At 67.5% G+C, this 23144-nt stretch carries 27 protein-coding genes and 1 pseudogene; 16 read left to right on the top strand and 12 right to left on the bottom strand.

Annotated features, from left to right (window positions below; genetic code table 11):
* The first annotated feature begins 60 nt into the window (after window positions 1-60).
* The gene (rpmE, locus tag ACIQ1T_RS13620; protein WP_395945101.1) at window positions 61-285 is read left to right on the top strand and encodes a 50S ribosomal protein L31; all 225 of its coding nucleotides are present in this window, start codon (window positions 61-63) and stop codon (window positions 283-285) included.
* A gap of 167 nt (window positions 286-452) precedes the next feature.
* On the top strand, window positions 453-2015 hold the full coding sequence (locus ACIQ1T_RS13615) for a murein L,D-transpeptidase (RefSeq protein ID WP_395945100.1): 1563 nt from the start codon (window positions 453-455) through the stop codon (window positions 2013-2015).
* A gap of 168 nt (window positions 2016-2183) precedes the next feature.
* Here the strand turns inward: ACIQ1T_RS13615 and ACIQ1T_RS13610 are convergent, their stop codons facing one another.
* Both ACIQ1T_RS13610 and ACIQ1T_RS13605 read right to left on the bottom strand, forming a co-directional pair.
* A complete protein-coding gene (locus ACIQ1T_RS13610) occupies window positions 2184-2699 on the bottom strand; it encodes a DUF1465 family protein (protein WP_395945099.1) in 516 nt (171 codons plus the stop codon).
* Between the two features lie 107 nt (window positions 2700-2806).
* Complete coding sequence (locus ACIQ1T_RS13605) at window positions 2807-3010, bottom strand: DUF1192 domain-containing protein (protein ID WP_395945098.1); 204 nt, start codon at window positions 3008-3010, stop codon at window positions 2807-2809.
* A gap of 91 nt (window positions 3011-3101) precedes the next feature.
* Here ACIQ1T_RS13605 and ACIQ1T_RS13600 point away from each other — a divergent pair, with 91 nt between their 5' ends.
* On the top strand, window positions 3102-4073 hold the full coding sequence (locus tag ACIQ1T_RS13600) for an NAD(P)H-quinone oxidoreductase (RefSeq protein WP_395945097.1): 972 nt from the start codon (window positions 3102-3104) through the stop codon (window positions 4071-4073).
* A 72-nt stretch (window positions 4074-4145) separates the two neighbouring features.
* Here the strand turns inward: ACIQ1T_RS13600 and ACIQ1T_RS13595 are convergent, their stop codons facing one another.
* Window positions 4146-4739: a beta/gamma crystallin-related protein gene (locus ACIQ1T_RS13595; protein WP_395945096.1), complete on the bottom strand. Its 594-nt coding sequence runs from the start codon at window positions 4737-4739 to the stop codon at window positions 4146-4148.
* 220 nt (window positions 4740-4959) lie between these two features.
* Here ACIQ1T_RS13595 and ACIQ1T_RS13590 point away from each other — a divergent pair, with 220 nt between their 5' ends.
* Window positions 4960-5625, top strand: coding sequence for a DUF1013 domain-containing protein (locus tag ACIQ1T_RS13590; protein WP_395945095.1), 666 nt, complete (start codon window positions 4960-4962; stop codon window positions 5623-5625).
* Between the two features lie 75 nt (window positions 5626-5700).
* Here ACIQ1T_RS13590 and ACIQ1T_RS13585 read toward each other — a convergent pair whose 3' ends face one another.
* Entirely contained in the window at window positions 5701-5874 is a 174-nt protein-coding gene (locus ACIQ1T_RS13585) for a YdcH family protein (RefSeq protein WP_183194900.1), read from the bottom strand.
* 116 nt (window positions 5875-5990) lie between these two features.
* Between ACIQ1T_RS13585 and ACIQ1T_RS13580 the strand changes: the two genes are divergently transcribed.
* The 7 genes from ACIQ1T_RS13580 to ACIQ1T_RS13550 all read left to right on the top strand — a co-directional run bounded on the left by ACIQ1T_RS13580 (window position 5991) and on the right by ACIQ1T_RS13550 (window position 12469).
* Entirely contained in the window at window positions 5991-6590 is a 600-nt protein-coding gene (locus tag ACIQ1T_RS13580; protein WP_395945094.1) for a UbiX family flavin prenyltransferase, read from the top strand.
* Window positions 6590-7054, top strand: coding sequence for a TIGR02444 family protein (locus ACIQ1T_RS13575; RefSeq protein ID WP_395945093.1), 465 nt, complete (start codon window positions 6590-6592; stop codon window positions 7052-7054). The genes ACIQ1T_RS13580 and ACIQ1T_RS13575 overlap by 1 nt, the downstream gene beginning before the upstream one ends.
* A 36-nt stretch (window positions 7055-7090) precedes the next feature.
* Window positions 7091-7315, top strand: a complete 225-nt coding sequence (locus tag ACIQ1T_RS13570) for a YdcH family protein (RefSeq protein WP_395945092.1) — start codon at window positions 7091-7093, stop codon at window positions 7313-7315.
* A gap of 178 nt (window positions 7316-7493) precedes the next feature.
* Window positions 7494-8129, top strand: coding sequence for a M23 family metallopeptidase (locus ACIQ1T_RS13565; protein WP_395945091.1), 636 nt, complete (start codon window positions 7494-7496; stop codon window positions 8127-8129).
* A 74-nt stretch (window positions 8130-8203) separates the two neighbouring features.
* Window positions 8204-10090 (top strand): CocE/NonD family hydrolase, encoded by a 1887-nt coding sequence (locus ACIQ1T_RS13560; RefSeq protein WP_395945090.1) that lies wholly within the window; start codon window positions 8204-8206, stop codon window positions 10088-10090.
* Window positions 10091-10166: 76 nt separating this feature from the next.
* Window positions 10167-11114 carry an ABC transporter ATP-binding protein gene (locus ACIQ1T_RS13555; RefSeq protein ID WP_395945089.1) on the top strand — a complete coding sequence of 316 codons (948 nt, stop codon included), beginning with the start codon at window positions 10167-10169 and terminating at the stop codon, window positions 11112-11114.
* Entirely contained in the window at window positions 11111-12469 is a 1359-nt protein-coding gene (locus ACIQ1T_RS13550) for an ABC transporter permease (protein ID WP_395945088.1), read from the top strand. The genes ACIQ1T_RS13555 and ACIQ1T_RS13550 overlap by 4 nt, the downstream gene beginning before the upstream one ends.
* Window positions 12470-12681: 212 nt before the next feature.
* On the opposite strand, the gene rpsU is transcribed toward ACIQ1T_RS13550, so the two are convergent.
* Window positions 12682-12933 (bottom strand): 30S ribosomal protein S21, encoded by a 252-nt coding sequence (gene rpsU, locus ACIQ1T_RS13545; RefSeq protein WP_314436700.1) that lies wholly within the window; start codon window positions 12931-12933, stop codon window positions 12682-12684.
* Window positions 12934-13120: 187 nt separating this feature from the next.
* On the opposite strand from rpsU, the gene ACIQ1T_RS13540 reads away from it, so the two are divergent.
* On the top strand, window positions 13121-13768 hold the full coding sequence (locus tag ACIQ1T_RS13540) for a COQ9 family protein (RefSeq protein WP_395945087.1): 648 nt from the start codon (window positions 13121-13123) through the stop codon (window positions 13766-13768).
* 55 nt (window positions 13769-13823) lie between these two features.
* Here ACIQ1T_RS13540 and ACIQ1T_RS13535 read toward each other — a convergent pair whose 3' ends face one another.
* Both ACIQ1T_RS13535 and purE read right to left on the bottom strand, forming a co-directional pair.
* Window positions 13824-14906: a 5-(carboxyamino)imidazole ribonucleotide synthase gene (locus tag ACIQ1T_RS13535; RefSeq protein WP_395945086.1), complete on the bottom strand. Its 1083-nt coding sequence runs from the start codon at window positions 14904-14906 to the stop codon at window positions 13824-13826.
* A complete protein-coding gene (gene purE, locus ACIQ1T_RS13530; RefSeq protein WP_395945085.1) occupies window positions 14907-15398 on the bottom strand; it encodes a 5-(carboxyamino)imidazole ribonucleotide mutase in 492 nt (163 codons plus the stop codon).
* 180 nt (window positions 15399-15578) lie between these two features.
* On the opposite strand from purE, the gene ACIQ1T_RS13525 reads away from it, so the two are divergent.
* Complete coding sequence (locus ACIQ1T_RS13525; protein ID WP_395945084.1) at window positions 15579-16142, top strand: GGDEF domain-containing protein; 564 nt, start codon at window positions 15579-15581, stop codon at window positions 16140-16142.
* A 36-nt stretch (window positions 16143-16178) separates the two neighbouring features.
* Here ACIQ1T_RS13525 and ACIQ1T_RS13520 read toward each other — a convergent pair whose 3' ends face one another.
* The 4 genes and pseudogenes from ACIQ1T_RS13520 to ACIQ1T_RS13505 all read right to left on the bottom strand — a co-directional run bounded on the left by ACIQ1T_RS13520 (window position 16179) and on the right by ACIQ1T_RS13505 (window position 20666).
* The gene (locus tag ACIQ1T_RS13520; RefSeq protein WP_395945083.1) at window positions 16179-17993 is read right to left on the bottom strand and encodes an autotransporter domain-containing protein; all 1815 of its coding nucleotides are present in this window, start codon (window positions 17991-17993) and stop codon (window positions 16179-16181) included.
* Window positions 17994-18099: 106 nt separating this feature from the next.
* Window positions 18100-19329: a phosphoglycerate dehydrogenase gene (gene serA / locus ACIQ1T_RS13515; RefSeq protein WP_395945140.1), complete on the bottom strand. Its 1230-nt coding sequence runs from the start codon at window positions 19327-19329 to the stop codon at window positions 18100-18102.
* A gap of 135 nt (window positions 19330-19464) precedes the next feature.
* Window positions 19465-19992 (bottom strand): annotated as a pseudogene (locus ACIQ1T_RS13510) (HAD-IB family phosphatase); the annotation flags it as partial.
* A 122-nt stretch (window positions 19993-20114) separates the two neighbouring features.
* Window positions 20115-20666 carry a hypothetical protein gene (locus ACIQ1T_RS13505; RefSeq protein WP_395945082.1) on the bottom strand — a complete coding sequence of 184 codons (552 nt, stop codon included), beginning with the start codon at window positions 20664-20666 and terminating at the stop codon, window positions 20115-20117.
* Between the two features lie 250 nt (window positions 20667-20916).
* Here ACIQ1T_RS13505 and ACIQ1T_RS13500 point away from each other — a divergent pair, with 250 nt between their 5' ends.
* Genes ACIQ1T_RS13500 through ACIQ1T_RS13490 form a run of 3 tightly spaced genes read left to right on the top strand, consistent with a single transcriptional unit; the run spans window position 20917 to window position 22289 of the window.
* Window positions 20917-21840 carry an Hsp33 family molecular chaperone gene (locus ACIQ1T_RS13500; protein WP_395945081.1) on the top strand — a complete coding sequence of 308 codons (924 nt, stop codon included), beginning with the start codon at window positions 20917-20919 and terminating at the stop codon, window positions 21838-21840.
* 42 nt (window positions 21841-21882) lie between these two features.
* Window positions 21883-22140, top strand: a complete 258-nt coding sequence (locus ACIQ1T_RS13495; RefSeq protein ID WP_395945080.1) for a hypothetical protein — start codon at window positions 21883-21885, stop codon at window positions 22138-22140.
* Window positions 22137-22289, top strand: a complete 153-nt coding sequence (locus tag ACIQ1T_RS13490) for a type II toxin-antitoxin system RelE/ParE family toxin (protein WP_395945079.1) — start codon at window positions 22137-22139, stop codon at window positions 22287-22289. The genes ACIQ1T_RS13495 and ACIQ1T_RS13490 overlap by 4 nt, the downstream gene beginning before the upstream one ends.
* A 152-nt stretch (window positions 22290-22441) precedes the next feature.
* On the opposite strand, the gene phoB is transcribed toward ACIQ1T_RS13490, so the two are convergent.
* A complete protein-coding gene (phoB, locus tag ACIQ1T_RS13485) occupies window positions 22442-23134 on the bottom strand; it encodes a phosphate regulon transcriptional regulator PhoB (protein WP_395945078.1) in 693 nt (230 codons plus the stop codon).
* Window positions 23135-23144 lie beyond the last annotated feature (10 nt).

The raw sequence follows: 23144 nt of genomic DNA, 5'->3' as shown, positions 1-23144 counted from the left end.
TCTCATTTCATGCGCAGCGACGGTCGGCATCGTCATCGCGCCAGAGACCGGACGACGACCATGAAGGCGGATACCCATCCCGACTACCACTTCATCACCGTGGTGATGACCGACGGCAGCACCTACCAGACCCGTTCGACCTACGGGAAGGAAGGCGACAAGCTGGCCCTCGACATCGACCCGTCGACGCACCCGGCCTGGACCGGCGGCAACGCCCACCTGCTGGACCGCGGCGGTCGCGTTTCGCGCTTCAACAACAAGTTCGCCGGCTTCATCAAGAAGTAAGCGCGACCTGGCTGCGACATGTCGCAGCAATCGGATGGATAAGAGCGCCGGTCGCAGGACCGGCGCTTTTTGTTTGCCCGGAACGTCGGTAACGTGAGCGGCGTTGGGGTATGGCACAGCAAGGCTTCGATTCACGGGAATCGGCGTCATCGAGAAGCGGACAGGTTATGAATAGACGGGAACTGGGTCTGGGCGTCGCCACGGCGGCCGTGACCCTCGCCTCTACGGCGCGCGCGCAACAGGTCTATGTGCAGCGCGGACCGGAAGCGACCGCCTTCTACAACAGCTTCAACGACCAGATTTCCCGTCTGCCGCAAACCCAGCAGGCCGACGTCCGCGCCTTCTATGAACTGAACGGCTGGCGCCCGGTGTGGAACGCCGAGCGGATTCGCGCCCTGAACGCCGTCGCCGCCCGCAGCGAGCGCCACGGCCTGGCCGCCAACGACTATTTCGACTTCGTGGGCTTAGCCGCCGATCCCGCCTCGTCCGACCTGCGGACCACGGCCGCGGCCCTGGCCTATGGCCGGATCCTGGCCGAGGGCAAGGTTCGCCCCGAGACGGTCGAGGACCTGTGGGAAATGCAGAAGAACCGCGTGGATCTGCCGCGCGGCATGAGCGACGCCTTGGCCCGCAACCTCCTCCTGGACTGGTTCGAGGGCCTGGCCCCGACCGATATCGGCTATCAGAACCTGTCGGCGGGCTATGTCCGCTATCGCCGCCTTGCGGCGCGCGGCGGCTGGCCGGCCTTCGCGGCAGGGCCGACCATCGAACCGAACATGAGCGACCGCCGCATCCCGGCCCTGATCGACCGGCTGACGGCCGAGGGCGACCTGACGGCGGCGGACGGGTCGCGTCTGAAGGCCCAGGGCCTGACCTATGGCGCGGAACTGCAGACGGCGGTTCAGGGCTTCCAGGTCCGTCACGGCCTGGGCGCGGACGGCCGCATCGGCACGGGGACCCAGCGGTCCCTGTCGGCCTCGGCCGAGGATCGCGCCCGCCAGATCGCCCTGAACCTGGAACGCCGCCGCTGGCTTAAGCGCGAAATGGCCCCCGAGCGGATCGAGGTCAACACCGCCGCCGCCATCATGGTCTACTGGAAGGACGGCAAGCCGGTTCACTCCAACCGCGTGGTCGTCGGCTCTGCCGAGAACCAGACACCCAGCCTGGAGAAGCCCTTCGCGTCGGTCGTGGCCAATCCGCCCTGGTATGTTCCCGCCGGGATCGCCCGCCGCGAAATCCTGCCCAAGGGACCGGGCTATCTGGCCGCCAACGACATGTATGTGTCGAACGGCACGGTGATCCAGCGCGCCGGGCCGCGTTCGGCCCTGGGCTATGTGAAGTTCGAGCTACGCGACAGCTACGCCATCTTCCTGCATGACACGCCGTCCAAGGCGGCCTTCAACCTGTCGACGCGCCAGCGCAGCCACGGCTGCGTGCGGGTGCAGAACGCGGTCGAGTTCGCCCGTCTGCTGCTGTCGCCCGATCCGACCAAGCTGAGCCAGTTCGACACGGCCCAGGACACGCGCGAGACCACGCGCGTCACCACCGGCCGCGAGATCTCGGTGCGCCTGTTGTACTGGACGGCCTTCGTCGATGGTCAGGGTCGGGTGGCGTTCCGCGAGGACATCTACGGCCGCGACGACAAGTTGGCCCAGGCCCTGGGCATCGCCGTCAGCCTGCCCAAGCCGGTCGACGACGGCCGCCGCGACGTCAACGACGTCGGGCCGTAGTCAAGCCAAGGCCCTCTCCCTCCGGGAGAGGGCTTGAGCGCCCGAGAGCGTCAGCGATCGGTCTTGCGCGAAAGGGATGGGGTTCCGGCGGTGCGAACTGGCCCGCCGACGGAACCCTCATCCGGCCCTTCGGGCCACCTTCTCCCAACGGGAGAAGGGAAAATGACTTCAGCCCTTGAAGGCGGCTTCCAGCATGCCGAGCTGGCTCAGCACCGGATTCACCGGCGTCTCTTCCTGGGCGTCCAGATACATCCGGCGGTCCAGATACAGGGCGCGTTCGAACAGTTTCTCGGAACGGACCAGATATTCGACCAGGGCGATGGGCAGTTCGGCGTGGCTGGGCTCGGCCTCGATGCGGCGGTCGTTCAGACGGTAGCGCGGCTCGCAGGCGGCTTCCGGCGTCATGTCGTTCTCGCGCACGGCCCGCTGCACCAGCAGCCAGGAGGCGATCTGCATCAGGCGGGTGGTCAGTTTCATGCTCTCGGCCGCATAGGCCAGGGCGGCGGCGCGCGACAGCATCTTGGAATCCCGGCGGCCCTCGCCGTCCAGATAGGCGGCGGTCTCCTCGACCAGTTCCATGCCTTCGCGGAAGGTGCGGTCGAACAGCTCCGAGCGGGCGAAGTCCTGCACGGTGCGGGCGCGGTCGGCCGTGGAGCCCGTGCTCTGGGTGTCGCTCAGGGTCATGGTGGACATCATCATCGGGATTGGACGCTTGTTCTGACTTTGGCCCAAGGCGGGGCCTTTGTCGTCAGGACTGCAACCGTCATGCCACGGATTTGACCCACGCGCGATCAGGAGCCGAAGTTGAACAGGGCGTCGGCGGCGTTTTTTTTGGACTTCTTGCCCTCGATGGCGCCGCGGGACCGTTCGACCTCGGCGTTCAGGGCCTCGATCCGTTCCTCCAGATCCTCGATGGAATAGACGTCCAGATCCTCGCGACCGAGGGCCGTCAGGGCCTCTCCGCGCCGGGGGCGGGGCTCGATATCCTCGAACATCGTCGTCGCCTTTCTTCGTCCTGTCGTGGTCCTGGAGGACCGAAACCCCTATCTGAACGCCCGGACACGGACGATTGCAAGCGGAGGCGAAATGCGGGTCATCGAGATAGAGGGCGGTTCAGGACCGGCCGAAGCATTGCGTATCGCCGACCGGCCCGACCCGGTCGCCGAAGCCGGACAGGTCGTCATCCGCATCCACGCCGCCGGGATTAACCGGCCCGACCTGCTGCAGCGCACCGGCGGCTACCCTCCCCCTCCCGGCGCATCGGACGTGCTGGGCCTGGAGATCGCCGGCGAGATCGAGAGCATCGGGGACGGCGTCACGCGCTGGTCGGTCGGCGACCGGGTCTGCGCCCTGCTGGGCGGCGGGGGCTATGCCGACCGGGCCGTGGTCGACGCCCGTCACGTCCTGCCCATCCCCGAGGGACTGGACTACGCCCAGGCGGCGGTCCTGCCCGAAACCGTCTTCACCGTCTTCGCCAATGTGTTCGAGGCGGGCGGGTTGGCGGCTGGCCAGACCCTGTTGATCCACGGCGGAACCAGCGGCATCGGAGTCACCGCCATACAGATGGCCAGGGCGGTCGGCGCCAAGGTGATCGCCACCTCGCGCGGGGCGGAAAAGACGGCGGCGGCCAAGGCCCTGGGCGCGGACGTCAGTCTGGACGCGCGTGTCGATGATCTGGCGGCCGCCATCGCCGAGGCCGGCGGCGCAGACGTGGTGTTGGACATGGTCGGGCGCGACTATGCCGAACTGAACCTGAAGGCGCTGAATCCCGGCGGACGCTGGGTGGTCATCGCCTCTCTGTCGGGATCGAAGGTCGAGGTCGACCTGATGCGGATCATGCTGAAGCGGCTGGTGCTTACGGGCTCGACCCTGCGCAGTCGTTCGGCGGACGAAAAGGCCCGACTGACCGCCGCCGTGGAGGCGACGGTCTGGCCGTGGGTCATGTCAGGCGCGGTCAGGCCACCGGTGCAGGCGACCTTCCCCCTGGCGCGCGCCGCCGACGCGCACCGCGCGCTGGAGGCGGGCGATCACGTCGGCAAGTTCGTGCTGACGGCCTAGGGCCTGATCGGCGGCGGAATCGGTTCGCGATCCCACCGACGCAGTGAACCAGGCCCCAGGATTGATTTGGCCCTAGCGACGACCGCCGACCGGGCGGACCGACGAGATACTGTCGTTGAAGCCGCCGCCCAGGTTCCGCTGATCGCCGTCGATGATCCGGCAACGACCGCCGAACTGGGCGTTGGTGCAGACTTCCCAGCGTCCCTGGACGCGGATCGAACTGATCCGGTCGTTGAACGGGGTATTGCCCAGATTACGGTCCTCACTGGTGAAGACTCGCGAGGCGCCGCGATAGTTGGAGTCCGTATAGACGGTGATCGAGGACCGGCCCCAGCCGCCTCCATTGCCGCCGCCGTTTCCACCACCCCAGCCGCCGCCGTTGCCGGGACGACCGGGCTGCCTGTCCTCATAATCGCCACGGAAGCGGCCGCAGACCAGCAGGCCGTTGTCGTTGTTGATTTCTTCGTTGCCGCAGCGGGCCAGCTCGATCGAGGTGCCGCGAATCTGGCCCCTCATGTCGCGGCAGTCGGCATAGAGCCGGCCGCGATTGGTATAGGCCTCGGTGCAGGACCGGCTGTAGCCGCCGCGCGGCGCGACACGTTGAGCGGTGACGTCCTGACCGGAAGCCAGTGCCGCGGCCATGGCGGCCCCAAGCAGAATGGACATGGTGGTTCTCCTCTCCCAAAGGCGAAAGCCTCTATTACCGCGAAGGTTGCGCCACAGCACATGAACCGTTGCTGTATGTCTTTGTCGGTCGGCGTTTTCTTTTCGCCCGAATAGGCCTATATCGAAACCATAAGCGCCCGGTCGAAAGGCCGGGCGCCGTCGTATCCAACGCCAGCCGAAGCCTCATTCGGCGGCTCCACAACACCGGGACGAACGCCCCATGAGCGACATTCTTATGCCGAAGGCCACTGCGGTCTGGCTGGTCGACAACACCTCCCTCAGCTTCGAGCAGATCGCCGACTTCTGCGGCCTGCACCCGCTGGAAGTCCGCGGCATCGCCGACGGCGACGTGGCCCGCGACATCCGCGGCGTCGATCCGGTCACTGGCGGGCAGCTGACGCGCGAGGAACTGGACAAGGCCCAGGCCGACGAAAACTACCGCATGAAGGCCATCGTCAGCCGCCACGCCGAACTGCTGAAGTCGGCCAAGCCGGCGCCGAAATACACCCCGGTCTCGCGTCGCCAGGACCGTCCGGACGCCATCGCCTGGTTCGTGCGCAATCACCCGGAAGTGACCGACGCCCAGATCGCCAAGATGCTGGGCACGACCAAGTCGACCATCGAGAGCGTGCGCAACCGCACCCACTGGAACAGCGCCAACATCAAGCCGGTCGACCCGGTGACCCTGGGCCTGGTCGGCCAGCTGGCCCTGGACGAAATCGTCAAGAAGGCCGCCGACAAGAAGGCCAAGGACGACCTGAAGAAGGGCGGCGGCACCATCCAGCCGGTCGAGGAAGTCGAAGCCGAGCCCGAGTTCGTGCCGGAAGCCCGCCAACGCCCGACCGCCGAACCAACGGCCGCCTCGGTGTTCGGCACCAAGGACTGATCCGCCCCAATTGACGAAAACGGCCCCGGAGAGCGATCTCCGGGGCCGTCGTCGTTTTCGGGAGGTCGTGGACCGCTAGTGGGCCCGCGCCTCCAGACTGGTGATCTCTTCCTTAAGCCGAAGCTTCTTCTGCTTCAGCGCCCTGACCTGCAGCGGATCCGTGGACGGCCGGGTAAGCTCCTTCTGGATGGTCTCATCCAGGGTGCGATGACGATTACCCAGTTCGCGAATACGAGCCTCGATGGTCATGGCTTGCGCCTCCTCAGGTTAGGGACCAGTAGAGTGAGCGCCCGGATCGGCGAGCTGTAGAATCACATTCCAGTGACAGCCCGTCAGCCCGGACCCCACGGAGGCTGGCCCCCAAAATGGTCGATGATGTGAACGGAGCCATACAAAGACCGCCCGTCCGGATGGTGGTCGGAATTTCAGGGGCTTCCGGAGCAATCTATGGCGCACGCGTGCTGGACGCGCTGAACGACCTGGGCGTCGAGAGCCATCTGGTGGTGACCAAGGCCGCCCTGCTCACATTGTCGCAGGAGACGGATCTGTCAGCCGACGACCTGACGTCGAAGGCGTCGGTGGTCCACAAGCTGGCCGATGTAGGGGCGACCATCGCCTCCGGATCCTTCCGCACCCTGGGCATGATCGTGGCCCCCTGCTCGGTGCGGACCATGGGCGAGATCGCCACCGGCGTGACCAGTTCCCTGCTGACCCGCGCCGCAGACGTGACGCTGAAGGAACGCCGCCCCCTGGTGCTGATGGTGCGTGAGACCCCCTTCCACCTGGGCCATCTGCGGACAATGACGGCCCTGGCCGAGATGGGCGCGACCATCGCCCCGCCCCTGCCGGCCTTCTATGCCAAGCCCGCCTCACTGATGGAGATGGTGGACCAGTCGGTGGGCCGGACCCTGGACCTGTTCGGTCTGGACTGGAGCGCCGTCCGCCGTTGGGAAGGCCTGAAATAATGCGTCTGTGGGATTGGGCGGTCGCCGCCTATGGCGCGCCGGGCGTCGGCGAGGCCTGTCTGGCGCTGCAGGACAACAATGACCAGAACGTGCCACTGCTGCTGTGGTCCGCCTGGATCGCCGCGACCGGCCGCAGGCCGGACGAGGACACCATCGAGGCCGCCTGCGACACGGCGCGCGCCTGGGACGGAGTGGTCGTGGCGCCGTTGCGGACGATGCGCCGCACCCTGAAGGCGCCGGTGCCGGACATCGACGACGGCCCGCGCGAAAGCGTGCGCAACCGGATCAAGGCCCTGGAGCTGGAAGCCGAGAAACATCTGCTGGAGGCGCTGGAAGATCTGGCGCCCGCGCCGACGGCCGCCGCGCGCCCGGCGATCGACGGCCTGGTCGCCACGGCGCGAATCTGGGCCTCGGTCACGCCGCGTCCGGCGCTGATCCGTCTCGCCGACGCCCTTCCGGCCTGAGACGAGCGTGAGTATAAGCGGCCCGGGGACCTGACGATGAACGACGACACGCCTGAGATCAGCGAAGAGGAAGCGGCGCTGCACGCCCGCGTCAAACTGCTGCGTCAGGAGCACGCCGACCTGGACGCCTCGATCGACGCCCTGGGCCAGGCGGCGATTCCGGACCAGCTGATGATCGCGCGGCTGAAACGCAAGAAGCTGGCCCTGAAGGACGAGATCGTGAAGATCGAGGACCGGATCCTGCCCGACATCATCGCCTGACGAAACAAGGGGCCTGACGGAACAAGGTCAGGGCTGCGACGTTCCGCCGCCCGATCGCGGCCCCAAAGTCGCCCCAGGCGGACGGCATAAGCCCGCCTCGTTCCGGATACGCCGCCGCGCGAAGTCGCCAGCCGTCTCCTTCCATCCCTAAGCGTGGACACGCTGGAGACGCCGCCGAATGCGACGCCTGCTGACCGACGCGCCCCTGGCGCGCCTCAAGACTTTGCTGATCCATTCCGGCCAGACGGCCGCCTTCGCCGCCGTGGCCGTCCTGGCCGCCGCCGCCGCGCCCGTGGTGACGCGCGAAGCGCCCCTGCCCGCCCTGCCTGCCGCCCCCGTCGCCCCGCCCGTCAAGGCCGAGGCGGAAGCCGCCGGTCCGGTGATGCGCCAGATCGTCTTCAACGCCCCGGTGCGCGGCTATGCGATCAACTCGGCCTTCGGCCTGCGCCGGCTGGCCATCGAGGCCCGCGCCCGCGCGCACAAGGGCGTGGACATCGCCGCGCCCAAGGGCACATCGGTCTTCACCGCCGCCGAGGGCGTGGTTGTGCGCACCGGTTACGACGCCGGCGGCTACGGCAACTTCATCGAGGTCCGCCACCCCAACGGCCTGAGCACTGTCTATGGCCACCTGAGCCGGATCGACGTGGCCAGCGGCGACGCTGTGTCGGCCGAACAACGGATCGGCCTCGTCGGATCGACCGGCTATTCCACCGGCCCGCATCTGCATTTCGAGGTTCGCCGCAACGGCGGCCAAGTGAACCCGACCAAGGTGGTCGGACGTCGGTTCGAAGTGGCGGTGAAGGCGAAGATCTGATTCGCCGGACGCGGCGTTGCGAGCGACGTCGCAATCGGCCTAACCTGCCTCTCGTCATCAGGGGGGTTGTTTGCATGAACCGATTTGTCGCCGCCGTCGTCGCCGGTCTGCTGGCGGCCACGCCGGTCGCCGCCTCCGCCCAGGACTATGGCCGCTACAGCGATGCGGCGGCCCAGACGGAACTGTCGCGCATCGCCGACGTGCAGATGGCGGTGATGGTCCCGATGCGCGACGGGGTCGGCCTGGCCACGAACGTCTATCGCCCCAAGGACGCCAGCGGCCCTCTGCCCACCGTCTTTTCCAGAACCCCTTACAACGAGCTGGCCTACAGCGCCCGCACCACGCGCAGCGCCCTGACCTGGGTCAGCCGGGGTTACGCCTTCGTGGTCCAGAACGAGCGCGGCCGCTACTTCTCGGAGGGCAAGTACGAGATTCTGGGCCATCCCCAGACCGACGGCTACGACGCCCTGACCTGGATCGCCGCCCAGCCCTGGTCTAACGGCAAGGTCGGCACCCTGGGCTGTTCATCCTCGGCCGAATGGCAGCTGGCCCTTGCGGCGCAGAACCACCCCGCCCACGCCGCCATGGTGCCCCAGGCGTCCGGCGCCGGCATCGGCAAGGTCGGTCGCTTCCAGGAACAGGGCAACTGGTACACTGGCGGCGTGCCGCGCAACCTGTTCTTCGTCTGGCTGTACGGCGTCGACAATCCGCAGCGCGCCCAGATTCCCGGCGGCCTGGATCAGGAAACCCGCGCCCGGCTGGTTCGCTACAACGACCTGGACGCCAAGAAGCCCGAGGTGAACTGGCCGCGCCAGATCCGTCATCTGCCGGTCGACGAGATGCTGAAGGACCTGGGCGAACCGCCGGCGACCTTCGAGGAATTGATCGCCCGCACGCCCGCAGACCCGGCCTGGCGCGACGGCGGCCTGTATCATGACGACATGGGCTGGGGCGTGCCGTCGCTGTGGTTCAACAGCTGGTACGACGTGTCGATCGGCCCGAACATGGAGCTGTTCAACCACGCCCGCGCGACCACCCAGGACCGTGAGGCGGCCGAGAACCAGTATGTCGTGGTCGGCCCGAACAACCACTGCGCCTTCGCGGGCCTGGGGCCGAACTTCCGCTCGGGCGACCGGGATCTGGGCGACGCCAGTTTCGACAGCGACGAACTGGTCGCCGCCTGGTTCGACCGCTGGCTGAAGGGCGAGGCCCGCGCCTTCCCCGCCAGCACGCCCCACGTCCAGTATTTCAACATGGGCGAGAACAAGTGGCGCACCGCCGCCCAATGGCCGCCGCTCGGCGTCGAGACGGTGCGGATGTATCTGCGCTCCGGCGGCGCGGCCAACAGCCTGAACGGTGACGGCCGTCTCAGCCTGGAGGCGCCCCCCGCCGGCGAAGCCGCCGACCGCTATCGCTACGACCCGATGAACCCGGTCCAGACCATTGGCGGCGGCGACTGCTGCAACGGCGGCCTGGTCACGGCCGGCGCCTTCGATCAGCGTCAGATCGAGGCCCGCGACGATGTACTGGTCTATACGTCCGAGCCTCTGACCGAGGCGATGCAGGTGACGGGCTTCATCGACGCCGTGCTGAAGGTTTCCTCCTCGGCGCAGGACACCGATTTTGCGGTCAAGCTGGTGGACGTGGCGCCGGACGGCACGGCCTATATTCTGGGCGACACCATCATGCGGGCCCGATATCGCGACGGTTACGACCGCCCCACGCCGCTGACGCCCGGCCAGGTCGCCACGGTGCAGCCAACGCCGATGACGATCAGCAACACCTTCCAGCCGGGCCATCGCATCCGGGTCGAGGTGACCAGCTCCAACTTCCCGAAATTCGTTCGCAACCTGAACACGGGCGGCCCCAACGAGACCGAGACCCAGGGCGTGGTCGCCGACAACGCCGTGCATCACGCGGGTGAAGACGCCTCCTACATCGACCTGCCGATCCTCAAGTAGGGGCGCGGCGCCGAAGCGGCTGGCCTCGACCGCTTCGGCCTTGCTAGACTCCCTGCAACTGCATGGGGAGACGGACATGGCGGCGTTGACGCTGGACGGAGTCAGCAAGCGGTACGGCGACTTCGAGGCCGTGCGCGATCTCAGCTTCGAAGTGGCCAAGGGGTCGATCTGCGGCTTCCTGGGCCCGAACGGAGCCGGCAAGACCTCGACCCTGCGGATGATCCTGGGCCTTCAGTCGGCGACCTCGGGGCGGATCGAGATCCTGGGCGCCGACGACGGCCGGCAGGTGCGCGACCGGATCGGCTTCCTGCCGGAGGAGCGCGGTCTCTACAAGAAGATGACCCCGATCGAGGCCATCGCCTTCTTCGGCGCCCTGAAGGGCCTGCCGATGCACGAGGGCAAGAAGCGGGCGAAGGATCTGCTGGAACAGCAGGGCCTGGGGGCGTCGCAGAAGAAGAAGATGAAGGAGCTGTCCAAGGGGATGGCCCAAAAGGTCCAGTTGATCGCCTCGGTCGTGCACCGGCCCGAATTCGTGATCCTGGACGAGCCCTTCTCCGGCCTGGATCCGATGAACCAGCAGGGGCTGGAGGCGATGATCCGGGGACTGGCGGCCGACGGGGCCACCGTCCTGTTCTCGACCCATGTGATGCAGCACGCCGAGCGGTTGTGCGACAAGGTGGTGTTGCTGGCGCGCGGCCGAAAGGCGTTCGAAGGCACGGTGGACGAGGCCAAGGCGACCTCGCCACGCTTCCTGGACCTGAACGGCGCCATCTCGCCCGAGGCCGCAGCCGGCCTGCCCGGCGTGGCGGGCGTCGAGACCCTGGCGGATGATGACGGCGTGCGACGCCTGAAGGTCGCCCTGGCTCCCGGCGCCGGCGGTCAGGAGACGTTGAAGGCGGCCTTCCTGAACGGTCTGGACGTGCGCGGCTTCGCCCTGAAGGAGCCGAGCCTGCACGACGCCTTTATCGGCCTGACCGGGGACAACCCGGATCAGCCTGTCGCCATGGCGGAGACGACACGATGAACCGCACCCTGTTGATCGCCCGCCGCGAATATGTGGCCTACGCCAAGACCGTCGGATTCTGGCTGTCGCTGCTGGCCCTTCCACTGTTCGCCCTGCTGGGCGGCGGAATCCCGCTGCTGATCCGCTCGGCCGAACCGGTCAAGGCGGTGGCGGTCATCGAGCAGGGGCCTGGCGCCTCCGGGCTGGCCGCCGTCGTCCGGGCCGCGCTGAAGGAAGATCTGGACCGCCAGAGCGAACGCGTGCGCGAAGCCGGAGGCAACGGACAGATGGGGGCGCGCGGCCGAGCCGTGGCCTCGTTCAGCGCACCCCGGATCCGCCTGGTCGACGCACCGTCCGCCATCGCCGATTCGACCGGAGATGCACGCGACGCCGCCATCCGCCGGGCTCTGGACAAGGAGACGCCCAAGGGTCAACGGCTGGATGCAGTGGTCTTCCTGAGCCGTGCGGACGGCAAACCCTCCGCCCAGGTCTGGACGGCCCGCGCCAATGAAGGCGATGTGGCCGGCTTCATTCGCAACGCGCTGCGCGACGCCCGTCGGGCCGAACTTCTGGAGGCGGCGGGCGTGGATGCGGCGGTGGCCGAGGAAATCCAGACCTTCCGGCCTGAGGTGAAGGGCTTCTCGCCCAACGCCGCCAGCGGTGGAGAGGTGTCGGTTCGCGACTGGATTCCGTCGGTCACGGGCCTGGTCGCAGGTTTCGTCCTGTGGTCCCTGGTCATCACCGGCGCCTCCATCCTGCTGAACAGCGTGATGGAGGAGAAGTCCAACAAGATCCTGGAGGTGCTGCTGTCCTCGGCTTCGGCGACCGAAATCCTGACCGGAAAGGTGCTGGGGGTGGCGATGCTGACTCTGACCGTCATGGCCGTCTGGGGCGGCATCGGCGCCTTCGGCCTGCTGTCCACGGCGCCCGAGATGGCGGCGACTATCGGTCAGGCCCTGCTGGACGACGGAATGATCTTCTACTTCATCGCCTATATGATCGGCGGCTATCTGATGTACGCGGTGCTTTTCGCCGCCATCGGCGCCTTCTGCGAGACGCCGCGCGACGCCCAGACCCTGATGGGTCCGATCATGATGATCCTGGTCGTGCCGATCCTGGTGATGCAGATGGCCCTGACCAGCCCCGACGCCCCGGTCGTAAGGATCCTGTCCTGGATCCCCCTCTTCACCCCATTCCTGATGAGCGCCCGCGCGCCCAGCGACCCCCCGTTTATCGAGGTCGTCCTGACACTGGTGGGGATGTTCGTCACCGCCGCCGTCATGGTGTGGATCGCAGGACGAGCCTTCCGGGCCGGCGCCCTGTCGGACGTGAAGCTGAGCTGGAAGAGTTTCGGGCGAGCCGTCACGGGGCGCTGAGGCGAAACCTTCCCCGCCTGCAGGGAATGTCAGGCCATGGCGCGCGGCGGCGCGCCTGATGGTGGGAAGGCGCCGCAACGCTTTCCCTCTCCAAGCCTGGACCAATGCGCGATCGACGGACCGGCTCTTTCGCAAGCATGAGAGGGACTGAAAAGAAAAAGGCCGCCTCCCGAAGGAGACGGCCTCAAATTCTGTGCCTTGACGGCTAGACCTTACCGGCCGCCGGCGCCGCCCGGAACGCGCGGCTTCGGCGCGGGCAGCAGGCCCTCGCGTTGAGCGCGCTTGCGAGCCAGCTTACGGGCGCGACGGACAGCTTCGGCCTTTTGACGGGCGCGCTTTTCCGACGGCTTTTCGTAATGCACGTGGCGCTTCATTTCACGGAAGCTGCCTTCGCGCTGCATCTTCTTCTTGAGGGCTTTCAGCGCTTGATCGACGTTATTATCGCGAACGAAAATCTGTACCAGGTTGAACTCTCCTTTGGCCGCCCGCCGCGTCCTGTGAGGGAGACGGGCGAACAAAATAAAATCGTCTTCCGAAAGCCGGGCTCTCGGATGAAGGCGCGCTGATACACGACGCGACCCGCCCTGTCCAGTTCGTCTCAACCATTCTTGAAGGCTCGAAACGCCCGCGTGACCGGCGTATGCTGGTCTCATGACACAGAAAACCGACTGGGCGGATCGGACCGAGCAGACCGTGCTGGACGCGGCCATAGCCCATGCGCCTGCCCTGGGCTGGAACGCCCGTCTGGTCAGGGAAGCCTGCGAGGCCTGCGGCCTGTCGCTGGGCGATCAGGAACTGCTGTTGCCGAACGGCGCGCGGGATCTCGCCGCCCTGCTGTCGCGCCGCCACGACGCCCGCGCCCTGGAGGCTCTGAATCAGGTCGAGGCCAGGTCGCTGAAGATTCGCGAACGAATCGCCCGCGCCGTTTCCGAGCGGATGGAGGCCGGGGCCGCCGACCTGGAGGCCGCTCGCCGCTGCGCCGCCTTCCTGGCCCTGCCCGTCAACGCCGACCTGGGGCTGAAGCTGGCCTGGGAGAGCGCCGACCACCTGTGGCGCTGGGCCGGGGACGAGGCGACCGACTGGAACCACTATTCGAAGCGGACCATCCTGTCGGGCATCCTGATCCCCGCCCTGACCATGCGCTGGTTCGACGGACGCGAGGCCGCCGAGGCCTTCGTCGCCCGCCGCATCGAGAACGTCATGGCCTTCGAGAAGTGGAAGGCCGGCAAGGATTTCGACGCGCCGTTCAGGAAGGTGACGGATGCGTTGAGTCGGATGCGGTATGGGGCGCGCGTTTAAGCCCACCTACTCTCCGTCATCCTCGGGCTTGACCCGAGGATGACGGAGCAGGCGTTCAGACCGCCCCCAGCACCCGGTTCACATGGGCCATCTTGCGGCCCGGACGGGCCTCGGCCTTGCCGTAGAGGTGCAGGCGTTCGTCGGACTTGCCGGACAGTTTGCGCCAGTCCTCGACCTCGTCGCCCAGCAGATTGGTCATCTCGATGCGGGCGTGGGCGGTCACAGGGCCCAGGGGCCAGCCGGCGACGGCGCGGATATGCTGTTCGAACTGGTCGCAGACGCAGCCGTCCTGGGTCCAGTGGCCGGTGTTGTGGACGCGGGGCGCGATCTCGTTGACCAGCAGCAGGTCGTCGCCGAGGTCAAACAGCTCGACCCCCATGACGCCGACATAGTCCAGACCGTCCAGAATGGCCTCAGCGATGGCGCGGGCGCGGACCTGGGTGGCTTCGCTGACCGTGGCGGGGGCCAGAGTGGTGCGCAGGACGCCCCCCTCGTGGCTGTTCTCGCCCAGCGGATAGACCGCCATATGGCCGTCCCAGTCGCGGGCGGCGATCACCGACAGTTCGCGGATGAAGCTGGCCCTGGCTTCCAGAATGGCCGGGCGACCGCCCAGGCTTTCCAGGGCGGCGGGCGCCTCTTCGAGAGAACGGATCCAGACCTGGCCCTTGCCGTCATAGCCTTCGCGGCGGGTCTTCAGCAGGGCGGGCAGGCCCAGTTGCGTCAGGCCCACGATCAGGTCGTCCAGACTGTCGATTACGGCGAACTCGACCGTCGGGGCGCCGACGGCGTTCAGGAAGGTCTTTTCGTCGACCCGATCCTGCGACACGCGTAGCGCGGTCGGTCCAGGGGCCACCAGGGCGCCGGCCTCGGCCAGACGTTCGATGGAATCGGCGGGGACGTTCTCGAATTCGAAGGTGACCACGTTTGCGGCCCGGCCAAGCGCCGTCAGGGCCTCGGGATCGTCATAGGCGGCGACGATCTGGTGCGCCGAGACACGGCCCGCAGGACTGTCGGCCTCGGGGTCCAGGATGATGACGTCGAAGCCCAGACGCGAGGCGGCCTGGCTCAGCATCCGGCCCAGTTGGCCTCCGCCGATGATGCCGAGGGTCGAACCGGGGGGAAGCGGAAGCGTGGGCACTCAGTCCTCGACGGTTTCGGCGATGGAATCGGTCTGGGCGGCGCGGAAGTCGGCCAGGCGCTGGGCCAGGCCTTCGTCCGACAGGGCCAGGATCTGGGCGGCCAGAATGCCGGCGTTGGCGGCGCCCGCCTCGCCGATGGCCAGGGTGGCGACCGGGATGCCGGCCGGCATTTGGACGATGGACAGCAGGCTGTCCATGCCCTTCAGGGCCTTGGACTTCACGGGCACGCCCAGCACCGGCAGTTCGGTCATCGAGGCGGCCATGCCCGGCAGGTGGGCCGCGCCCCCCGCCCCAGCGATGATGACCTTGTAGCCGGCGGCCTTGGCGCCGGTCGCGAACTCGACCAGCCGCTGGGGCGTGCGGTGCGCGCTGACGACCTTGGCGGCCCAGGCGACGCCCAGTTGGTCCAGCTTGTCGGCGGCCAGCTTCATCGTCGGCCAGTCCGAACGGCTGCCCATGATGATCGCCACCGGCGTTGCGGAAGTCGCCATGTCTGTAAGGCCCCTCGCGGAAAGGCCGCCCGTTACAGCACACGACGGGCGCCCGCAACCGAACAGGGCGGGATTCACGCCGCTTTCGCTACGGCGCAGCCTTCAATGTCGGCGGATCAGGCTCTAACATCCCCGTATCGCGCGTCCGGTTGAGTCGCGCCGCCGGAGCCTCCCTGCGCCGTGACCGACGTGGCCGAACACGACCTGACCGCCGAGATCGAGCGCCTGCGCGCCGAACTGGACGCATGGAAACAGCGCGCCGCCGCCGCCGAGGCCGCTGCGGATCACGATGTCCTGACCCCGGCCCTGAACCGCCGCGGTTTCATCGCCGCCATGCAACGGACCATGGCCTATTGCCAGCGGCACGGAGTGTCGGCGGTGTTGCTGTATCTCGACATGGATGGATTCAAGGGCGTCAACGACAGGCTGGGCCACGCCGCCGGCGACGCGGCCCTGGTGGCGGTGGCCAGGCTGTTCCTGTCCAATTTGCGCGAGTCGGACTCGGTCGGGCGCATGGGCGGCGACGAATTCGCCCTGCTGATGCTGAACGCCGGGGTCGAGGAAGGCCGCGCCAAGGCGAGGCAGCTGTCCGAGGCGCTGAAGACCGAGGGCTTCGTCTGGGATGGCCAGAAGACCGAACTGGGCGGCTCGTTCGGCGTGCGTGGCTGGGACGGGCATACGGACCCGGAAGTCTGGCTGACCGAAGCGGACGCCGCCATGTGGGTGCGCAAGAAGGCCCGCTGACCCCTCCCCGCTGGCGCAGGGAGGGGCCGCTCGCGGTTATAGCGGCAGTTTCAACTGGATCCCGCCCATATGGCTGTCGGCGTGATCGCCGAAGCGGCCACGATACCCGATCGACAGGGTCATGGGGCCCACCTCGCCTTCGACGCCGGCCGAGGCCAGGATCTGGCCGCCGAACGGATCGTCGACCTCGCGCGACAGAACCTGGGCCGGATTGGCGTACAGGCCCACGCGCACCGGGTCGGAACTGTCGTCCAGGGCGTCGCGATAGCCGCCCTCGGCGAACAGGCGCAGGCCGTTCATCTCGGCCTCGGCGCGAAGGGCGACCTCGCCGGAGATCGCCTTGACGTCGCGGTCCTGATACTGGAACCGGGCCGCCACCCCCTCCTCCCGATAGCCGTCCACCTTGCTGGAGATGGAACTGATCGCCACGCGGGGCGACAGGGCGAAGCCGCTCATGTCGAACCAGGCGCCGGCCTGCAGGCGCGCGCCGGCGCTGACCGCCGTCGTGCTGGCGGTATGGACCACCGGGGCCAGAGAGGTGATCCGCTCGATGTCGTCGATATTGTCCAGCGCCGCCCCGACCACGCCGTTGACGAAGATCGGGCCCGAGCGCCAGCCGGCGTAAAGGTCCAGACCGAAGCTCTCGACATTGAAGAACAGGCTGGCGTTTTCGACGTCCGAGGTTCGCGCCGTGCCCGCCACGCCGAAGCGCCAGGTCTCCGACGGTCCGGCCTCCAGGGCGATGCGTCCGCCCCAGCCGTCGCTGGACGATTCGGATACGACGCCTCGCGCGTCCGTGTCGAGGCTGTCGCCCCAGGCGGCAGTGGTGACATTGACGCCCTGGCTCCAGGCCGCGCGCCCCGAGAAGGCCTCGCTGGCGGCGTCGAGAGCCTCCTCCCGATGGCGGAAGGTCGTCTCGCCCTGCAGCGTCGCCTGGGCGCCGATGTCGCCGTAGTAGAGATAGTCCACCGCCAGACGGGCGATCAGCTGATGCCCCGCTGCGGTCGGGTGAACGCCGTCGAAGTAGAAATAGCTGTTCGGATTGGCGCAGACGGTGACGCCGTTGAAACAGGCGTCGGTGACGTTGGTCAGGCCGAACTGGCCCGGATTGGCGGCGATGGTGTCGCCCACCCGGAACAGGTCCATCAGGATGATGTTCGCGCCCGGCTGCGCCGCCGCCGTGGCGGTCAGCTTGGTCAGCAGGGTCGAGTTGAAATTGCCGGCCGCCGCATCCGCCAGGCCTGCGGCGGGCAGGCCGGCGGGCGAGCGGAACTGCGGCGTCAGGCTGAGTTTGGGCAGGTTGGCGACCAGGATGGTCCCCGCCCCTGCGCCCGCGACCGAATTGACCAGGGTGTTGACGTTGGTCGAGGCGGTGTTGGTGACCGTGTTCATATAGGTCAGAGGCGCGGCCGAGGCGGCGGCCAGGCCCAGGGTCTGGAAGATGTCGTTGGCGCCGCCCAGAACGGTCACCAGATCATTGGCGCCGAAGGTCCCGCCCCGGCCCGTATAGGCGCCCAGCTGCGCCAGCATCCCGGGCGGCGGGGTGGTCGAGCCGTCGGTGCGCGACCCGCCGAAAGCATAGTTGATGCTGCCGCTGACCGGGCCGTTGAAATTGGCGGCCGTGAATCCCAGCAGTTCGGTGAAGACCGGCCCGCTGGAGAACCGTCCCTGATAGTAGGGCGGCGAGGCGGGCGTGGTTCCTCCGGTCGCCAGATACAGATTGCCGTTGTCGCTGAGACTGTCGCCGAAGACGACCAGCCGGTTGTAGGTCTGGGCCGAGGCCGAGCCGGCGAAGGCGCAGGCGGCGACGACCAGGGCGGCGACCGCGCCCCCGGTGAGATAGCGTGACATATGTTTCCTCCCACGACCGTCGTGTATCGCGGCCGTTGCACGGGAGGATGCGCCACTCTGCGGCGAGCGCAAGATGCCGTTACGTCAGCATCCGGAGGAAAACACCTCAGTGCAGGGTGCGGAACTTCAGCGTGCCGGGCACGGTCTTCAGGGCTTGAAGCGACGCCGGGTCGTAGTCGCGGTCCACGTCGGTGATGACATAACCGGTCCGTTCGTCCGTCTTCAGGTGCTGGCCCAGGATGTTCAGACCCGCCGCCGCCAGGGCGCGGTTCAGTTCGGCCATGACGCCGGGCTGATTGCGGTGGATGTGCAGGATGCGGTGCGCGCCCGAGACCTCGGCCAGCTGCACGTTCGGCAGGTTGACGCTGAAGGTGGTGTCGCCCCGGTTCAGATAGCCCAGCAGCCGCTCGGCCGCGAACTCGGCGATGGCCTCCTGGGCCTCTTCGGTCGAGCCGCCGATGTGGGGCGTCAGGATCATGTTGGGCAGGCCCTGCAGCGGGCTTTCGAACGGATCGGCGTTGGTGCGCGGCTCCTCGGGAAAGACGTCCACGGCGGCGCCGGCGATCCGGCCTGAGCCCATGGCCTGGGACAAGGCGCCGACATTGACGACATGGCCGCGCGACAGATTCAGGAACAGGGCCCCCTCCTTCATCTTGGCGAACTGGGCCGCGCCGAAGATGTCGGCGTTCTCCTTGCGGCCGTCGACATGCAGGGTGACCACGTCGCTCTCGGCCAGCATGGCCTCCAGCGAGCGCATCCGTCGGGCGTTGCCCAGGGCCAGACGTTCCGACAGGTCGTAGAACAGAACCCGCATGCCCAGGTTCTCGGCCAAGACCGACAGTTGGCTGCCGATGGCGCCATAGCCGACTATGCCCAGGGTCTTGCCGCGCAGCTCCTTGGAGCCCGTGGCCGACTTGTTCCACTTGCCGAGGTGCATGGCGGCCGACTTGTCCGGCACGTCGCGCATCAGGACGATCATCAGGCCGATGGCCAGTTCAACCACCGAACGGGTGTTGGAATAGGGCGCGTTGAACACCGCCACCCCATGGTCGGAGGCGGCGTCCAGATCGATCTGGTTGGTGCCGATGCAGAAGGCGGCGACGGCCATCAGCCTGTCGGCCTCTTCCAGCACCCGGCGGGTCACCGTGGTCTTGGAGCGGATGCCCAGCACATGGACGCCCTTGATGGCGGCGATCAGGTCGTCCTCGTCCAGGGCGCCCTTGACCGTCTCGACGGAATAGCCCGCTTCCTCCAGCCGCTCGACGGCGGCGGGATGGATATTCTCCAGCAGCAGCATCTTCATGCGGCTGCGCGGGAAGGACCAGCGGCCGACCAGGCCCTCGGCGTGCAGCACCTCGTCCAGAGAGGCGGCCTCGGAATCGGCGGCCTCGACCACGGGGGCGCGGCGGGCGATTTCGGTGAAGGCGTAGAAGGCGTCGGCGGCGCCGGCGATCTTGACCTCGGCGTCGTTCCAGCCGTCGCCGATCATCACCACCCGGCCCGACAGGTTCAGGGCGTGGATGGCGGCGGGCTTGCCGTTGGCGTGGGACAGGGGATTGGCGTCGTCGACGCCGGTCACCCGGCCGTCGGCGTCATAGGTCAGGTCGTTGCACAGGATGCGGTCGGGCGAGACGCCCAGTTCCTCGGCCACCGGGGCGATCACCTCGCGGAAGCCGCCGGAGATGATGATCACCCTGCCCTTGTTCTGCTGGAAGAAGTTCAGGTTGCGACGAACCGAGGCGGTCAGGCGATCGGGCGCAGCCAAGGCCAGAGCATGCACATGGTCGCGCGTCAGGGGCAGCAGGGCCAGGCGACGGCGCAGGGCCTCGCCGAATTCGAGTTCGCCCGCCATGGCCTGGTCAGTCAGCGACGCGATCTCGGCGCGAGTCCGGGACGCCTCAGGCGAATCCGCCAGGGCGATGTCGGCCAGGGCCTCTAGGGTTTCGAAGTCGACCAGGGTCGAATCGAAGTCGAAGATCAGGGTGGGGCGCGCGCTCATGGGCGGGGTCTTTAGCGACCTTCGCGCTCGCGGCAAAGCCAAGCCGTGCTGATGACAGGGCTCAGAGTCGCTTAAACCTTGCGGCCCGCCGCGCCGATCCGGCGACGGGCCGCAAGAAAATATCAGAACCGGGCGATGCGGCGCACGTGACTGTCGGGACGACGGCTTTCCAGCACGGCAGCGCCGACAGCAGCGGCGATGGTGGCGACGGCGAGCAGCGCCCCGCCCTCCTTCGCATGGTCACGGGCGTAGGAACCGGCGTCGTCGGCATAGCGACGAGCGGTCTTCCCGTGCTTCTTCAAGGCCTTCTTCGAACCCTTGCGGGCCGAACGGAACCATTCGTCAGCGTGGTCGCGCGCGCTCTCGGAGAAATCGAGGGCGCGGTGACGGGCGTCACGCGAGAAATCGCCTGCGCGTTCGCCCACGCCCTCGGCCAAGTCCGTGGCGCCGTGACGGAAGGTCTCGACCGCATCCTCGAATCTGTGCCGCAGGGCGCCGGTGTCGACCCAGGCCCGCGGATCGATGCGAGTCTTGATTCGCTGATAGCGGGTCGGGCCGCTGCGCTGGCCCAGGTAAATCGCGAGACCGGCGCCGACCAGGACGGCGGCGACGGCGCCGGCGCTGATCCCCGGATGTTTGCGAACCTCTTCGATGGCGTCGAAATCGCGGAGCATCGGATACCTCTTGGTCATGGGGCATGGGGCGGACAGGGGTGCCGCATCTGCGAAATGAGCGAACCGGGCTCGAAACGGTTCCGCCGGCTGCGGCAAAGCTGCGAGAAAGCGTATTCGCCAGACCGCCGCCCTGCCCTGACCGCCGCGCAAACCGATGCAGCGACGCGCGGGTGGATTAGCCCCTTATCATCACGCCCTCGGGCGCCTACATAGCCGCGATCCCGAAATGACGACCGCCAAGGACCCTGCCGTGACCGATCACGCGCCTCAAAACGCCGTTTCAGACAACCTCGCCGCCGCCTTCCAGATCGAGGGCTGGCCGGTACGCGGCCGCCTCGTCCGCCTGGGCGCCGCCATCGACAAGATCCTGGCCGCCCACGCCTATCCCGAGCCGGTCGCCGCCCTGCTGGGCGAAGCCTGCGCCCTGGCGGCCCTGATCGGCTCCAGCCTGAAGTTCGACGGACGCCTGCTGGTCCAGGCCCAGGGCGACGGCCCCGTGCGTTATGTCGTCGCCGACTACGGCACCGACGGCTCGCTGCGCGGCTACTGCCGGTATGACGAGGCGGAGGTGGCCGAGGCCTCCAAGGGCTTCGCCCGCCCCGGCGCCCATACCCTGCTGGGCCAGGGCGTCTTCATCATGACCCTGGATCGCGGCCCCGACTTCGAACGCACCCAGGGCATCACCCCTATCGAGGGCGAAAGCCTGTCCCTGGCCGCCGAACACTATTTCCAGCAGTCCGAACAGGTGCCGACCAAGGTCCGCCTGGCCGTCGGTTCGGTCCAGACCGAAGCCGGTACGCAGTGGCGCGCGGGTGGCGCGATGATCCAGATCATCGCCGGCGACGAGGCGCGTGGCTCGACCGAAGAGGTCTGGGACCGCACCCGCGCCCTGTTCGGCACCCTTGCGGACGACGAACTGATCGACCCGACGATATCGCCCGAAACCCTGCTGTTCCGCCTGTTCCACGAAGACGGCGTGCGGCTGGAAGGCGCGCGCGAACTGACGGCCGTCTGCCGGTGCTCCAAGGACCGGATCGCCGCCGTCCTGGCCTCGTTCGATCCGGCCGAACGTCAGGACATGGTCGAGGACGACGGCAAGATTCGCGTCACCTGCGAATACTGCGCCACCGTCTATGCGCTGGAGCCCGACGAGGTGGTGGCGGCCCAGATCTGAGCCCCCGTGGCGGCGGGGAGATTGTCCTGAGAGGATCGCCCCATGGCCGCCACCCGCAAGATCACCGTCGAAGTGCCTGAGGAGACGGCGCGAGAGATCGACGCCAAGGTCGCCTCGGGCTTTTCCGAGAGCCCCGAAGCCTATTTGCTCAGTCAAAATCCCAGGGTCGAGGACTGGCTACGAAACGAAGTCGTGCCGACCTTGGATCGGATCGAACGCGAGAACACGCCCGGCGTATCGGCCGAGGAGGTTCTGGCGCTCGTCAAGGCAAGACGCCCGTCGCGGTTTCACGGGGAGTGAAGCTGCGTTCGGTCACCTTCGATCCGCAGGCCATCGACGACCTCAGCGACATTCATGGCTGGGTGGCCGATCAGGCCAACGACCGCGTCGCCGACCAATATGCTGAAAGACTAATCGGGTTCTGCACCCAGCTCGACCTGTTTCCGTAACGTGGCGAAGCCCGGGACGATCTCCGTCCCGGGCTTCGGATTGTCGTCTTCGAACATCGTGTCGGCGTGGCCTTCAAAATCTACGACAGCGACGTGCGTATCGTCCGGATGCTGTCAGGCGGCCGCGATCTGACCTCCGCTTTCGCCGAGGCTCAGCCTTCGAGATCCAGCGAATAGCCCGCCGACCGCACGGTGCGGATCGGGTTGGCGCTGTCGTCGCCGATGGACAGGGCCTTGCGCAGGCGGCCGACGTGGACATCGACCGTGCGAGCCTCGACATAGACGTCCGAGCCCCAGACAGCGTCCAGCAGTTGTTCGCGGCTGAAGACCCGACCCGGGTGTTGCATGAAATGGTCGAGCAGGCGGAACTCGGTCGGGCCCAGATGCACCTCCTGGCCCGAACGCTTCACCCGGTGCGACACCCGGTCGATGATGATGTCGCCGTGGTTCAGGCGGTCGTCGGCCAGACCCGGACGAATCCGGCGCAGGACGGCGCGGATGCGGGCGATCAGTTCGACCATCGAGAAGGGCTTGGTCAGATAGTCGTCGGCGCCGGTGTCGAGGCCGCGCACCCGATCGCTTTCCTCGCCGCGCGCCGTCAGCATGATGATCGGGAGGTTGCGGGTCTCGGCCTTGCCGCGAATGCGACGGCAGACCTCGATGCCCGACAGCTTGGGCAGCATCCAGTCCAGCAGGACCAGATCGGGCTGACGCTCGTCGATCTGCAGCATGCCCTCCTCGCCGTCGGCGGCGACGGCGACATCGTAACCTTCTTTTTCAAGATTGTACTGAAGCAGGGTCGCCAGCGCGTCCTCGTCTTCCATCACAAGGATATAGGGCTGCACGTCGTGTCTC

Origin of the sequence: Brevundimonas sp., assembly GCF_044336875.1 — a bacterium.
Classification (GTDB): domain Bacteria; phylum Pseudomonadota; class Alphaproteobacteria; order Caulobacterales; family Caulobacteraceae; genus Brevundimonas.
This window is presented reverse-complemented; position numbering and strand designations above follow the sequence as displayed.